General features: G+C 70.5%; 12 protein-coding genes and 1 pseudogene. 4 read left to right on the plus strand and 9 right to left on the minus strand.

Annotation, left to right across the window (positions count from 1 at the left end):
* Positions 1 to 30: 30 nt before the first annotated feature.
* Positions 31 to 792, minus strand: a pseudogene (locus tag ACODT5_RS19850) (aldo/keto reductase); the annotation flags it as partial.
* Between ACODT5_RS19850 and ACODT5_RS19855 the strand changes: the two are divergent.
* Positions 764 to 1,564, plus strand: a complete 801-nt coding sequence (locus tag ACODT5_RS19855) for an ATP-binding cassette domain-containing protein (protein WP_422520655.1) — start codon at positions 764 to 766, stop codon at positions 1,562 to 1,564. The pseudogene ACODT5_RS19850 and the gene ACODT5_RS19855 overlap by 29 nt on opposite strands.
* A gap of 378 nt (positions 1,565 to 1,942) precedes the next feature.
* On the opposite strand, the gene ACODT5_RS19860 is transcribed toward ACODT5_RS19855, so the two are convergent.
* The 7 genes from ACODT5_RS19860 to ACODT5_RS19890 all read right to left on the minus strand — a co-directional run bounded on the left by ACODT5_RS19860 (position 1,943) and on the right by ACODT5_RS19890 (position 8,025).
* Positions 1,943 to 2,938 (minus strand): condensation domain-containing protein, encoded by a 996-nt coding sequence (locus ACODT5_RS19860; protein ID WP_422520656.1) that lies wholly within the window; start codon positions 2,936 to 2,938, stop codon positions 1,943 to 1,945.
* Complete coding sequence (locus tag ACODT5_RS19865; protein WP_422520657.1) at positions 2,935 to 4,110, minus strand: hypothetical protein; 1,176 nt, start codon at positions 4,108 to 4,110, stop codon at positions 2,935 to 2,937. Before ACODT5_RS19865 ends, ACODT5_RS19860 begins: the two co-directional genes overlap by 4 nt.
* The gene (locus ACODT5_RS19870) at positions 4,107 to 4,349 is read right to left on the minus strand and encodes a hypothetical protein (RefSeq protein WP_422520658.1); all 243 of its coding nucleotides are present in this window, start codon (positions 4,347 to 4,349) and stop codon (positions 4,107 to 4,109) included. The genes ACODT5_RS19865 and ACODT5_RS19870 overlap by 4 nt, the downstream gene beginning before the upstream one ends.
* Before the next feature lie 35 nt (positions 4,350 to 4,384).
* The gene (locus ACODT5_RS19875; RefSeq protein WP_422524970.1) at positions 4,385 to 5,179 is read right to left on the minus strand and encodes a Gfo/Idh/MocA family protein; all 795 of its coding nucleotides are present in this window, start codon (positions 5,177 to 5,179) and stop codon (positions 4,385 to 4,387) included.
* The gene (locus ACODT5_RS19880) at positions 5,179 to 6,525 is read right to left on the minus strand and encodes an ATP-grasp domain-containing protein (RefSeq protein WP_422520659.1); all 1,347 of its coding nucleotides are present in this window, start codon (positions 6,523 to 6,525) and stop codon (positions 5,179 to 5,181) included. The genes ACODT5_RS19875 and ACODT5_RS19880 overlap by 1 nt, the downstream gene beginning before the upstream one ends.
* Positions 6,500 to 6,772 carry an acyl carrier protein gene (locus ACODT5_RS19885; RefSeq protein WP_422520660.1) on the minus strand — a complete coding sequence of 91 codons (273 nt, stop codon included), beginning with the start codon at positions 6,770 to 6,772 and terminating at the stop codon, positions 6,500 to 6,502. Before ACODT5_RS19885 ends, ACODT5_RS19880 begins: the two co-directional genes overlap by 26 nt.
* A gap of 62 nt (positions 6,773 to 6,834) precedes the next feature.
* Positions 6,835 to 8,025, minus strand: coding sequence for a radical SAM protein (locus tag ACODT5_RS19890; RefSeq protein ID WP_422520661.1), 1,191 nt, complete (start codon positions 8,023 to 8,025; stop codon positions 6,835 to 6,837).
* 387 nt (positions 8,026 to 8,412) lie between these two features.
* Here ACODT5_RS19890 and ACODT5_RS19895 point away from each other — a divergent pair, with 387 nt between their 5' ends.
* Entirely contained in the window at positions 8,413 to 9,777 is a 1,365-nt protein-coding gene (locus ACODT5_RS19895; RefSeq protein ID WP_422520662.1) for an ABC transporter ATP-binding protein, read from the plus strand.
* Between the two features lie 51 nt (positions 9,778 to 9,828).
* On the opposite strand, the gene ACODT5_RS19900 is transcribed toward ACODT5_RS19895, so the two are convergent.
* Positions 9,829 to 11,148 carry an ROK family protein gene (locus ACODT5_RS19900; protein ID WP_422520663.1) on the minus strand — a complete coding sequence of 440 codons (1,320 nt, stop codon included), beginning with the start codon at positions 11,146 to 11,148 and terminating at the stop codon, positions 9,829 to 9,831.
* Positions 11,149 to 11,332: 184 nt separating this feature from the next.
* Between ACODT5_RS19900 and ACODT5_RS19905 the strand changes: the two genes are divergently transcribed.
* Positions 11,333 to 12,652, plus strand: coding sequence for an ABC transporter substrate-binding protein (locus ACODT5_RS19905; RefSeq protein ID WP_422520664.1), 1,320 nt, complete (start codon positions 11,333 to 11,335; stop codon positions 12,650 to 12,652).
* A gap of 13 nt (positions 12,653 to 12,665) precedes the next feature.
* Positions 12,666 to 13,661 (plus strand): carbohydrate ABC transporter permease, encoded by a 996-nt coding sequence (locus ACODT5_RS19910; protein WP_422520665.1) that lies wholly within the window; start codon positions 12,666 to 12,668, stop codon positions 13,659 to 13,661.
* Positions 13,662 to 13,681 lie beyond the last annotated feature (20 nt).

Raw genomic sequence — 13,681 nt, forward strand, 5'->3', positions numbered from 1 at the left:
TCCGGGGGGAGGGAACGGCGGCCCGGCCCGTCAGGGGCGCGGGCGGCGGCGCAGCCCGGGGTCGGACAGTGCGGGCGGCACGTATCCGGCGTCCCGGGTGGACAGGTTGGTGCCCGGCGGCACGATCTTGTCGATGCGGTCGAGCACGTCCGCGCTCAGCCGTACCCGGTCGGCACCCAGCTGGCTCTCCAGCTGCTCGAAGGTGCGCGGTCCGATGATGGCCGAGGTGACGGCGGGGTGCTCCAGGACGAAGGCCAGCGCGAGCTGGACCAGGGTCAGCCCCGCCTCCTGCGCCAGCTGGGCCAGCGCCTCGGCGGCGTCCAGCTTGGCCGCGTTCCCGGTGTCGGCGATGTCGAAGCGCTCGGCCTGCCGGTCGATCCGGCTGGAGGTGGGCTGGTCGGCGCCCTTGCGGTAGCGGCCGGACAGCCAGCCGCCGGCGAGCGGGCTCCAGCTGAGCACGCCCAGCCCGTACTGCTGGGCGACCGGCAGGACCTCGCGCTCGATGCCCCGCGCGAGCAGCGAGTACGGAGGCTGCTCGGTCACCACCCGTTCGCGGCCGCGGCGTTCGGCGAGCCACTCGCCCTCGACGATCGCGGAGGGCTCGAAGGTGGAGGTGCCGATGTAGCGGATCTTGCCCTGGTGGACGAGGTCGCTCAGCGCGCCCAGGGTCTCGTCGAAGTCGGTCCCGGGCTCGGGCCGGTGCACCTGGTAGAGGTCGATCCAGTCGGTGCCGAGCCGGCGCAGACTGTTCTCCACTTCACGGATGATCCAACGACGGCTGTTCCCCTGCTCGTGCTGCGTCTCGCCGGTGACCGCCGGCACCCTGCGGGTTCTGGGGGGCGATCCGGAGCGCGACGGCTCCCGCATCCGGGCCCGGCTCGGTGTCGTACCGCAGGACGACAACCTCGACGACGAGGTGACCGTACGGGAGAACCTGCTGCTCTTCGGCCGGTACTTCGGCCTCTCCCGCCGCACCACACGCGAACGGGCGGCGGAACTGCTGGAGTTCGCGCAACTCACGGAGAAGGCGGACGCCCAGGTCCAGTCGCTGTCCGGGGGAATGAAGCGGCGGCTCACCATCGCCCGCTCCATGATCAACTCGCCGGAGATCCTCATCCTCGACGAACCCACGACCGGACTGGACCCCCAGGCCCGCCACGTCCTGTGGGAGCGGCTCTACCAGCTCAAACGGCAGGGAGTCACCTTGATCCTGACGACCCACTACATGGACGAAGCGGAGCAGTTGTGCGACCGGCTGGTGGTGATGGACCACGGGCGCATCGTCGCCGAGGGCTCACCCGGCGAACTGATCACCCGGCATGTCACGCGAGAAGTACTGGAAGTGAGCTTCGCCACCGACCGGCGCATCCCACCCGACCGGCTCGACGGCCTCGCCCGGCGGGTGGAGCAACTGCCGGACCGAGTACTCCTCTACACCGAGGACTGCGAGGCGACCCTGGCCAAGGTGCACGCCGAAGGGCTGGCCCCGACGACCTCCCTCGTGCGGCGGGCGACGCTGGAGGACGTGTTCCTCACCCTCACCGGCCGCACCCTGGTCGACTGAGGACCTCACCATGAACCTTTCCGCACCCCGCCGCACCACCCCTTCCGCGTCCGGCTCCTGCGCATCCGGCCCCGCCCCGGGTCCTGCCCCCGGTGCCGTGACCCTGGCCCTGCGCGAGCTCTCCCATCTCCTCCTCAACTACCGCAGCACCTGGCGCGGTTCGCTCGTCTCGACGATCGCCGTCCCGATCGTCACCCTCGCCGCCATGGCGTACGGGATGGCGCCCCTGCTCGACGGCCGGTCAGCCCTCCCGAACGCCGGCCCCGGCGGATACCTGGGCTTCGTGGGCCCCGGCCTGCTCGCCGCGACCGCCATGCAGGTGGGCGTCATCGAGGCGACCTACCCGGTGTACGGAGGGGCAACCTGGCACCGGCACTACTACGCGGTCGTCAACACACTCCTACGCCCGGTCGACGTCTTCCACGGCCAGCTGCTGTTCATCACCTTCCGGCTGCTGGTCACCTCCGGCGCCTTCCTCGGCGCCTTGCTGCTCTTCGGCGGACTCCGCTCGTGGTCGGCGGCGGCGGCCGCCAGGGCGGGGGATCGCATCCTGCCCCACCAGAACCCGGCGCGGCCCGTGGCGGCGGGGTCCTCCGGTGGACGGAGGAGGGTCGGTGGCGCCGCGCGGATCGCCCGCTCCAGGGCCCGCAGGCTGCGTTCGCTCTGCGCCGAGCCGTCGGAGCTCTGCTCGAATTCCGCCCGCTGGCGCGGTGATTGCGGAACGGGTGACGTGGGCCGCACGGGCAGAGCGGGAGACATCATGGCGACTCCTGTTGCCCAAGGGACCGACTCGGTGATCTCGACGGGCGATTCGGACAGCCGGCCCAGGAGGTCCTCGCACAGTACGGGCACACTGAATCCGTCCATGGTGAGGTGGTTGCAGGTGAGGACGAGGGTGTGGGGCGCCCCGTCCACCAAGATCAGGTCCGGCCGGTACGACTCCTCGTCCGGGTAGCCGACCGGTGTGCTCCGGCCCCGGTCCGCCACCGCTTCCAAGGTGTCCGGGGCCAGGGCGTCGCCGTCGGTGGCACGGGGGAAGTCGTGAATGCGCAACCGTATGCGGCCGGTGGCGTGCACCTGCTGCTTCGGGCGTCCGTCGGCGGCCCCCGCCACCGTCGTGCGCAGTGCCTCGTGGGACTCGGTCGCGTCACGAACCGCGTCGAGTATCCGCTCGGTGGACAGCCCTGTCGGCAGTCTGACGGAGAAGGTCATGTTGAAGTGGACGTGGCGGCCGGGCAGTGCCTGCATGATGCGGAACATGTCCTGCTGGGACCAGGTCAGGGGGGCGGGGCCGCCGCCCGGTGCGGCGTACGGGACCTCCCGGATCTCAGGATTCGCGCCGGCCTCTGCGGATGTACGGGTTTCCGTGTTCATACGATCGTCTCTCGCTGCCGGGAAGGACGGGGGAAGCGGGCCTCGGACGGACCGTGCCGGTGAGGGGCGAGTTGCCCGGCCAGGTGAGTTGCGTAGTCGGGTACCCGGGAGCGCAGTTCGAGAGCGCGCTGGTGCAGGACGAGCAGGAGGTCGCCGGAGTAGCCCGACTCCTGCCAGGCGTCCATTCGTACGCCCAGTCCCAGTCGGATCCACAGCTCCGCGTTCCGCTCCTCGTGTGCGCCGAAGGACTCCAGGAGCACGGCCGGGGTCGCCGCCCACAGGCCGTCCAGCAGCGAGCCGCCGCCTGGTTTGCTGACCGTGGCCCGTGCATGCCGGGTGAGTTCGAAGGAGGGGTGGGCCGGGCCGTCCCCGCGCGCCCAAGGAGGGGACGGGGCGTCCGCATGCCCGGCCGTGCCATCTGCCGGGAGGCCTGCCACCCGTCGCAGTGGAGGGAACAACATCGGGTCGTCCCAGGCGTTCCAGCCCGGATCGATTCGGAAGCAGCGGGTGCGCTCTCCCGGGGCGGTCACGGGATCGGCGTCCGCGCTGCCCAGGACGAGGTCGATCGCCAGCCCGGCCGCCGTCAGCCGGCCGGCCGCTTCGCGGTAGGTGCCCAGGCTCCAGCCGCCGCCGTGCACCAGCACCCGTTCCTCGCGCTCCTCCCACGGAACGGGGGGCCCGTCGAGCACCGGGACCGTCCAGGGCAGGGTCTGCGAGAGGTGGTCCATCAGCCGGACGGCGCGGTGCGTGCCGGCCTCGTCCGCGTACGGGGTGAAGGACGGGGAGTCCACGGCATCGAGGTGCAGGGTGTCGACCTTCACCCTGCCGCCCCGCTCGCGCACGTACGCGTCGACGATCGGCAGCCAGAAGCCCGAGAGCACCACGAAGTGGCGGACACCGTCGCGGTCCCACTCGGTGTGGATCCGCCGCCGGGCCTCTTGCGGCACCAGTTCGTCGTGCCTGCGGCGCAGCCGCTGCGTGGCGAGTGCGAGTCTGAAGTCCCTTTGGAACGCGTCGCGCGAGCGCATCAGCCGGTCGCGGTCCGACTGGTCCCACCATGCTTCCAGGACCTGCACCCGGACGGGAACGTCCCGTTCGGCCAGCCGCCGGCTCAGCAGCAGGCCCGGTACGTGAACGCCCAGGGCGACGCCCGAGGTGAGAACGGTGATCATCTTGCCTCCAAGAGTTCGCCGCAATGCCGACTGGCGGCCCACTGCTCTGCGACGCCCAGGGCTTGGACGTAGACGGCCTCGGTGCAGCGGGCCCGTTCGATGGCGGCCGCCGTAGCCTCCTGCCGGTCGCCGTCCACCGGGCCGGAACCGGATCCGGCCCCGGCGACGGCCGCAGTGACGGCCGCAGTGACGGCCTCCAGCTGCTCCGCGTAGAGGTCGAGCGGTGCGTGGGTGAGCACGCGGGGTGCGGAGCCGTCGCGCTCGACGAGCAGGTTCAGGCGCAGTCGACCGGCCGCCGGAAGGAGGAAGTCGCGTACGCGGACGGTGCCGCGGGCGTGGTCGAAGGTGTGGGAGGCCCGGTAGGGGCCGTCCAGCTCGCAGCGGAGTGTGGCCCGCACCCCGTCGGGGTACTCCAGCAGGGCGGTGAAATTCCGGTCCGTCCTGGCCGGCCCGTCGAAGGAGGAACGGCCCGAGCCCGCCGCGCGCAGTCCCGCGGACGGCCGGACGGCCGGACGGCCTGGAGCATCTGCAGCCAGTAGGGCGCCACGTCGTGGAAGACCCCGCCGCCGAGTTCGGGCCAGGCCCGATAGCCGAGCCGGTCCGAACGCGGGAACCGTACTTCGGTACGCACTCCGCGCAGAGGCCCGAGGTCTTCCTCCGCGGCGACCGCCGCCAGCGAAGCGGGCCACGGATGCCACGCCGTCATGACCGCCTCGGTGAGGACCAGCCCGGTACGCCGCTGCTCCAGGGCGAGCAGCTGGGCCTCCCGGGCACCGAGGCAGAGCGGCTTCTCGACCAGGACGTGCTTGCCCGCCCGCAGCGCGGCCAGGCCAAGTGCGGCGTGCGCCGCCGGGTGCGTCGAGATGTAGACGGCGTCCACCAGCGGATCCGCGAAGAGGGCCGCGTAGTCGCGGTGCACGCGCGGGATCCGGTGGGCCTCAGCCATGGCCGCGGCCCGGCCCGGGTCGCCGGCGGCGATCGCGTGGATCGCCGTGTCCTCACGGGCGCCGGCCGGGCCCATCACGGCACGGACGGCGATCTTCGTGGCTCCCACCAGGCCGAGGCGCATCACGGGGCGACCCCTCGGACGGATACCAGGGGGGCGGCGGGCGGGCTCGCCGCGAGCGTCTCGCGCGCTGCCCGGGCCATGTCCCGGCCCTCCTCGGCGGTGGCGGAGTGGACGGCGAAGTACAGGCGTCCGACCGGCCCTTGCAGGGTGCCACCGGTGAGCGCGGTGATGCCCGGACGAGTGGTGCCGTCCCAGTGCAGACCCGCAGCTGCGAGCGCCCGGTCGATCAGGGCGTCCGCCTCCTCGTAGGGCACGCCGACTCGCACCGGAACCGCGTGCAGGCCCACCAGCGCGCACCGGCCCGCACACCGCTCCTGCAGGTCCAGCCCGAACCGCCCTAGGGAGAGCCGGGCGTTGACGTCCAGCACCGGAACCATCACGCCGTCCTCGGTGATCAGCCCGTCCACGCTGACCGGCCCGTGGTACCCGGCCCGGAAGAGCTCCCTGCCGAGGTCCCACAGAACCGAGCCGTATGCCTCGTCGTCCTCCAGGCGTCGCCGGCCCTCCGGTGCGAGGCCGTCCGAGGAGGAGAACGTGAGCCCCCGGTTGGTCATCCCGCGAAACCCGGCGAGCACCACGGTTCCGTCGTGGCGCACGTCGAGATGGGCGGAGAAGTCCAGGGCGCGACGGTAGAGGGGCTGCACGAGAAGCCCGCCGCCTTCCGCCTCTCCCGGTGTCCCGGATTCCGCGAGGGCAGCGAGGGCCGCGAGCCTGCGAGCGAAGACCACCAGCTGGCGGCGGTCCCGCACGACCGCGGCTCCCCGCCCGGCCACCCCGTACGGACTCTTGAGTACGAGCGGTCCTTCCACCGCGGCCGCGGCGGCATGGAGCTCCGCCTCGGTGCGCGCGACGGCGGCCGCGCCGGCGAGCCCTCGCGACCGGCAGAAGCCGTTCGACCACATCTTGGAGTTGACGTGCGCGGCCACCGCGAGGGGCACCGTGGCATCCGCCGCGCCCAGGGACCGTACGGCCTCCGCGGTGTCCGTGACCACGGCGTACGGGACAGCCGTACGGCCCCGTGCGTGGCCCGGTGTGAGTGCGCCGTCCGCGATCCGGCGTTCCACCGGTATCCCGGGGTCTCCGGGAACCGCGGTGGCGCGGGCGGCGCATCCCAGATCGCGCAAGCGCCGCAGCAGCGCGTCCGGCGGGCGCCGGGAGCAGAGCACCTCGTCCGCGGACCGGGCCGACAGCAGGAGCAGTTCGTCCGCCGAGGCCAGCACGGTCCCCGAGTTTCCCCCCGGGAGCTCGGGGAACACGTGCCGGGCGGCGGGGTCCCACGCCCGTTCCGCGTCCTGACCGCCGAACAGGACCCGAAGGGGCTCAGGCGACGGATCGCGTGCCGACACCGGGCGCCTCCTCGAGAACGGAGGTGAGGCTGCGAACGGTCGTGAGGTCTCTGAAGTCGAGGGACTCGAAGTCGATCGGCCGCTGCAACTCGACCTCCACCATGAGGAGGAAGGAGATCAAGAGCAGCGAGTCGATTCCCGCCTGCTCGAAGAGGTGGGTGTCGGCGGTCACGTGCCCGTCGGGCAGGCCCTCGTCCCGCAAAGCCTGCCGCAGTACGTCGAGTAGCTGCTCCTGGAGGGTGCTCATGATACTGAGCCTTTCGAGTTCTGGGTTCGAGGTGTGAGGTACGGCGCGCGCAGCGTGTGCGCTCAGACGCCGTTGAGGTAGAGGAGGATGCACTTGGAGCAGACCGGCATCAGACTCGTCTGCTGCAGTGTGGAGCGCACCCGGCGGAAGGCTTCGCCCTGCCAGACCTCTTCGGGCCGCTGGGCGGTGAGGTCCCCGATGACGAACTCGGGGAAGAACTTGCACGAGCTCACCTTGCCGTCGGCGTGCACTTCCATACGGTTGGAGACGGCCAGACAGCGGTGTCGCTTCTGCGCCGTTCCGGTCGCACCGCGCAGGAACTCGGGTGCCTCGTCCGTGGTCACCTGCGGCTGGTAGCGCACCCGGGAGGTCCAGACCCGCTCGGACAGCCTGCGCATCGAGTCCTGGGCCACTTCGATCATCTCGTCCGAGAGCCGGTAGCTGTACGAGTGCCAGGTTCCCCGGCCCCCCTCCTCAAGGAGCCCCAGCCACTCGAACTGCTCGGCGTACAGCGTGTCCATCTCCTCGGCCACGGACGGGCTGATGTACCAGGGGAACTGGAAGTAGACGGTGTTGACACCGCGTTCCTCCGCCCACTCCATGAACTCGTACATGGCCGGTGCCGTGTCGTCGCTGACCATGCAGGACAGGGAGATCTCGCCGCGGAACTCGCCCTTGCGCTGCAGGTCGAGCATGAACTCCAGGTTCTCCAGGGTGCGCTCGAAGGTTCCGCGCCCGCGCAGGGCGTCGTGGGCGTCGCCGATGCCGTCGAGGCTGACGAGGAGGTTCAGGCCGTCGCCGATCCGCATGAGTGCGTCGATGTTCCGCTTCAGCAGGAGCCCGTTGGTGCACATGTTGACGGTCCGGGGGTGGGCTTCGAGCAGCCGGGCGATCTCGTCGAACTTCGAGTGCATGAGGGGCTCGCCGCCCCACAGGAAGATCTTGGCGCGGGTCTCGTCGGTGTAGTCGAGCAGCGAGGCGAAGAGGTCGGGGTGGATCTCCGTCTGGGCCTTCCGGTGGGAGAAGTCCCGGAAGAATCCGTCCTCGCTCCACTGGTAGCAGTGCAGGCAGCGGAGGTTGCACTTGTAGGTGAGCTGGATGCTCATCTCCCGGGGTACGGGAGTCGCGTAGGCGGGATCCTCCCTGACGCCCCGGTGGGCCAGTGACCGGATCTGCACGGTGTGGCGCAGGTCTTCGAACTCCTTGACCGAGAGCTGCTTCGAGCTGGCGGGCCGGGATCCATGCGTGGTCATGCTTCCCCCTGATTGATGGTCCCGCCCTGGGAGAGCGCTCTCCCAGGGCGGGAACCTAACGCGGGTCCCGACCGGGGTCAAGGAACAGGGGTGGTGAACTCACCTACCGGGAGGCCGAGTTTGCTCGTGCCACCTGGGCTGCTTCTGGTCGGGCAGTCAATCCAAAAAGGTGGCGCGTTCTGGACCCAACCGCCTGCCGGGGGCGGACGATCCCTGCCCCCGGAGGGTTGTCCGACGCCAAGAAGCCCGCCCGTGGAGGTCACCCGCGGCTCGATTTCCCGATGTTGCGCCAAGGCGTTCCCCCACGCCAGTGGGGTGGGCTAGCTTCTGACCTCACCTCCCCCACGCTCCCCTCCCTCCACCATTCCCAGCCTCGGGCGGATCGCTATGAGTCGTTCCATCGTGTTGCGCGATGTCAGCAAGAGATACGGGCGGGGCTCCCTCGCCGTCGAGCGCGTCTCCCTCACCGTCGAGCCGGGCGAGTTCCTGGTGCTGCTGGGGCCTTCGGGCTGCGGCAAGTCCACCGTCCTGCGGATGATCGCGGGGCTGGAGGACATCACCGAGGGCGCGCTGTACCTCGACGGCGAGTACGCCAACCACATGCCACCGAGCGAACGGGACATCGCGATGGTGTTCCAGAGCTTCGCGCTGTACCCGAACATGACGGGTCGCGCCAACATCGGCTTCCCGCTGAAGCTGCGCGACCCCCGCGGGGACCACGAGCCGCAGGTGGAGGCCACGGCCCGGATGCTGGGCATCGAAGACCTCCTCGACCGCTTCCCCGGACAGCTCTCCGGCGGCGAGCGCCAGCGGGTCGCGATGGGCCGGGCCATCTCACGCCGGCCGTCGGTGTTCCTCATGGACGAGCCGCTCTCCAGCCTGGACTCGAAGCTGCGCGGCCACCTGCGGGCCGAGATCGCCCGCCTGACGTCCGAGCTGGGTGTCACCACCGTCTACGTCACGCACGACCAGTCCGAGGCCATGTCCCTGGGACACCGGGTGGCGGTCATGCGCGGCGGCGTGCTCCAGCAGGTCAGCTCACCGCGGGACACCTACGCCCTGCCGGCGAACGTGTTCGTCGCGGCGTTCATAGGAACGCCCCGCATCAGCCTGCTCCAGGCCGTGGTCCACGCGCCGCTGGGCGCGGGGATGTGGGTCGACCTGGGACGGCACAGGCTCACCCTTCCCCAGCCCCTCAGCGCCGATCACCAGCTGCTGCGGATCCAGCAGGGGCGTCCGGTCATAGTCGGCCTGCGCTCGGAGGCGGTCAGGATCGCCCCTCCTAGCCAGGCGCGGCCGGGCGAGGTGGCGATGACCGGCATCGTCGAGCACGTCGAGTACCAGGGTCACGAGGCACTGGTGCACGTGGACACGGGCTCGCGACCCGCCGTGGTGGCGGATCTGGAGTCGGCGCGGCACCCGGCTGCTCCCGGGCGCGGCAGCCTCAGGCGGCAGCGGAGCGGCCTCGGCCGGCTCAGGGACCGTGCCGTGGGACGGCTGTCGGGCCCGGGGTCCGGGTCGGTGGCGGTCCTGGACGCGCCGGAATCCGCTCAGGGGCCGGACGCGGGTGCCGCTCCGCAGCGGCTGGGGGCGGTGCGCAGCGACCTCGTCGTGCGCACGGGACCGCACGTCCGGGTGCGGGTCGGGGCCCAGATCCCGCTGCTGGTCGATCTCGCGCAGCTGTACGTCTTCGACCACGCGGGGCGCCGCGTGTCTCCGGCCGGAGACGGGCACGCACCTCTGGAGAGGTAGCACCTTCGCGAAGGCCGGCCCACCTCGCGGGCTGCGGGGTGGGCCGGGGATTCAGTGCGCCGCCCGCTCCTGCAGCGTGGTGCGCCAGGCGGGGAGCGGCTCCTCGCGTTCGGGTTCCGTGCGGTGGCCTCCGTGGGCGAAGAAGTCGGCGAGTGGCAGGATGCCCGCGCCGACGGTGACGGCGTCGGGGCCGAAGGTTCCCAGGTCGATGTGGACGTTGGCCGCCGGGTACGACAGGGCGTAGGAGGTGGCGTAGGACCGTACGGAGTCCAGGAAGCGGGTGCCGAGCTGCAGGCCGGCCCAGCCGCCGACGAGGATGCGTTCGGGCTGGAACAGGTTGATCAGGTCGGAGAATCCCGCCCCGAGGTACTCGGCGGTCTCCTCCAGGACGGCCAGGGCCGTCGTGTCGGCCCGAGCGCTGGTGCCGTCGGGGCCCGCGGCCGGGTAAGCGGCGGCCAGCATCGCGGTCAGGGCGGTCTCCTCGTCGGCCGGGGCCGGCGGGCGTCCACCGGCCTCGACCCAGCGTTCCAGGAGGGCCTCGGCCCCCGCGTACGCCTCCAGGCAGCCCTGGGCGCCGCAGCGGCAGCGACGTCCGCGGACTCGCACGGTCAGGTGGCCCCACTCGATGGCGCGGCCCGTGCGCGTGTCCTCGCTGACCACGCAGGCGCCGACACCCGAGCCGAAGAGCACGACGACCGCGTTGCGCGCCCCGCGGCCCGCGCCGAACCACATTTCGGCCTGGCCGAGGGTCTTGGCCCCGTTGTCGATGTAGTACGGGACGGCTTCGGGCAGGAGCTGGGAGTCGCGCAGCATCCGCTCCAGGGGAACCGCGTCCCAGCCGATGGTCTGGCCGTGGACGACGGCGCCGTCCGAGGTCCTGGCCACGATGCCGGGAACACCGATGCCGACGCCGAGGAGCCGCTCGGGTGGGATGCCGGCCGCCCGCAGTACCTCGGCGATGCCCTCGCGCAGGTGCCGTACGACGACGGCGACGTCGTAGCGGTCGATGCGCCGCGGCCCCGCCGCCTCCAGGGGGCGCTCCACGCGTGCGAGCTCGGTCAGGGTCAGGTCGAAGAGCTCGATGCGGATGCGGGTCTCGCCCACATCCACGCCGATCATGTAGCCGCTGGTAGGGCGGACGCGGAGCAGGGTGCGGGGGCGCCCGCCGGCCGACTCCACGCTCCCGGCTTCCTCCACCAGGCCGTCGGCGACCAGCTCCGCGACCACGTTGCTGATGGATCCGGAGCTCAGTCCCGTGGCGGGGCCCAGCGAGAAGCGGCTCAGGGGACCGTCGAAATACAACCGTTGCAAAACAGCGGTTCGGTTCTCCCGCCGCAGGTCACGCACTGTTCTACCGCTACGTACTCGCACTCTGTCCCCTGTCATCGATGCCCATAACTGCAAGATACCTGCGTGAACGCTCTTGACGAGTCCTTCGCTTGAGGTTTAACTCACATCCTAAATTAAGCCATGTGGTTTTGGGGGCGAACCGCGGAACGTCCGCCCCCCAGCCCGCAGTCGGCATCCCGTTCCTTCCTGAAAGGCCCATGGAGCCATGCGCAGAATCAGAGTCGCAGCGGTAGGCGCCGTCACCCTCTCCCTCGTCCTCGGGGCGGCCGCCTGTGGTGGTGGCGGCTCCACCGACGGGAGCGGGTCCAACGAGCAGCCGAAGACGCTGACCTACTGGGCCTCCAACCAGGGAGCGAGCCTGGAGGTCGACAAGCAGGTCCTCCAGCCCGAGCTCGACAAGTTCGAGAAGCAGACGGGCATCAAGGTCAAGCTCGAGGTCGTGCCGTGGGGCGACCTGCTCAACCGCATCCTGACCGCGACCACCTCCGGCCAGGGCCCCGACGTCCTGAACATCGGCAACACCTGGAGCGCCTCGCTGCAGGCCAGCGGCGCGCTGCTCCCGTGGGACGCCAAGAACTTCGAGAAGATCGGCGGCAAGGACCGCTTCGTGGAGTCGGCGCTCGGCTCCACCGGCGTCCAGGGCCAGGACCCGGCGGCCGTGCCGCTGTACTCCATGGCCTACGCGCTCTACTACAACAAGAAGGCGTTCGCCGACGCGGGCGTTGCCAAGCCGCCGACCACCTGGGACGAGCTGATCGCCACAGGCAAGCAGCTGACCAAGGACGGCAAGGCCGGGCTCGGCGTCGAGGGCTCCAACCTGTCGAACAACATCCACCAGGTCTTCGTCCTGGGCAAGCAGCACGGCGCGGACTTCTTCACCGCGGACGGCAAGGCCGACTTCACCTCCGACGGCGCGGTCAAGGCCGTGAAGCAGTACGTCGACCTGATGGCCGACGCGCAGATCGTCGCCAAGGGCAACGCCGAGTACTCCCAGAACCAGTCACTGAGCGACTTCGCCAAGGGCAAGACCGCGATGGTGCTGTGGCAGACCGCGTCGGCCACCTTCGCCGCGCAGGGCATGAAGGAGGACGAGTGGGGCGTGGTCCCCGCGCCCGTGCAGTCCGGCGCTCCGGGCACGGGTACGGCCACCAACTCCATGGTCGCCGGCATCAACATGGCCGTGTTCAAGAACACCAAGAACATCGACGGTGCCACGAAGTTCGTGAACTTCATGACCAGTGACGAGGAGCAGAAGGTCCTCAACAAGGCCTACGGCTCCATCCCGCCGGTGAAGTCCGCGCAGAGCGACCCCGCGTTCAACACCCCCGGTCTCGCCGTCCTGCGCGACACGCTCGCCAAGAGCGCCTCCGCCCTCCCGCAGGTCCCCGAGGAGTCGCAGTTCGAGACGGTGGTGGGCACCGCGGTCAAGGAGCTCTTCGCCGACGCGGCGGCCGGCCGGCCGGTGACGCTGGAGTCGGTGAAGGCCAAGCTCGAGAAGGCCCAGCAGCAGATGCCCAAGAAGTAGGCACGGATATCTCATGACCACCACCGCACCCCCTCGTACGGGCAAGCGGACGGTACGGAAGAACCCCCCCGGAGCGGCGCCGCGCACGCGCCGCTCCGGGCGGCTCCGCCGGATCTCCCTGCCGTACCTGCTCCTGCTCCCCGCACTGGTCCTCGAACTCCTGGTCCACCTGATCCCGATGGTCATCGGCATCGTGGTCAGCTTCAAGGAGCTCACCCAGTTCTACCTGCGCGACTGGGGCAACGCGCCCTGGGCCGGCCTGGACAACTACTCCCTGACCGTCGACTTCGACGCACCGGTCGGCGAGGCGCTGCTGAGCTCCTTCTTCACCACGTGCCTGTTCACCTTCTTCTCGGTGGGCCTGTGCTGGCTGATCGGCACGGCGGCCGCGATCTTCATGCAGGAGACGTTCAAGGGCCGGGGCATCCTGCGCACCATCTTCCTGGTGCCGTACGCCCTGCCCGTCTACGCCGCCGTCATCACCTGGGCCTTCATGTTCCAGCGCGACAACGGCCTGGTGAACCACGTCATCCACGACCAGCTCGGACTCACCGACAGCCCGCCGTTCTGGCTCATCGGCGACAACGCCTTCATCACCCTGCTGGTCGTCTCGGTCTGGAAGGGCTGGCCCTTCGCCTTCCTCATCATGATGGCCGGCCTGCAGAACATCCCCCGCGAGATCTACGAGGCCGCGGCCCTGGACGGAGCGGGTGTCTGGCAGCAGATCCGCCGCATCACGCTCCCCTCCCTGCGCCCCGTCAACCAGGTCCTGATCCTGGTGCTGTTCCTGTGGACGTTCAACGACTTCAACACGCCGTTCGTCCTGTTCGGGAAATCGGCGCCGGCCTCGGCCGACCTCATCTCCATCCACATCTACCAGTCCTCGTTCCAGACCTGGAACTTCGGCACCGGATCCGCGATGTCCGTCCTGCTGCTGCTGTTCCTGCTCGTGGTGACCGGCCTCTACCTCCTGTTCACCTCCCGAGGAAGGAGCGCCACCGATGCCTAAGCACACTCAGGCGGTGCTGT

This window comes from Streptomyces tatrensis (assembly GCF_049310065.1).
In the GTDB taxonomy this organism is placed as follows: domain Bacteria; phylum Actinomycetota; class Actinomycetes; order Streptomycetales; family Streptomycetaceae; genus Streptomyces.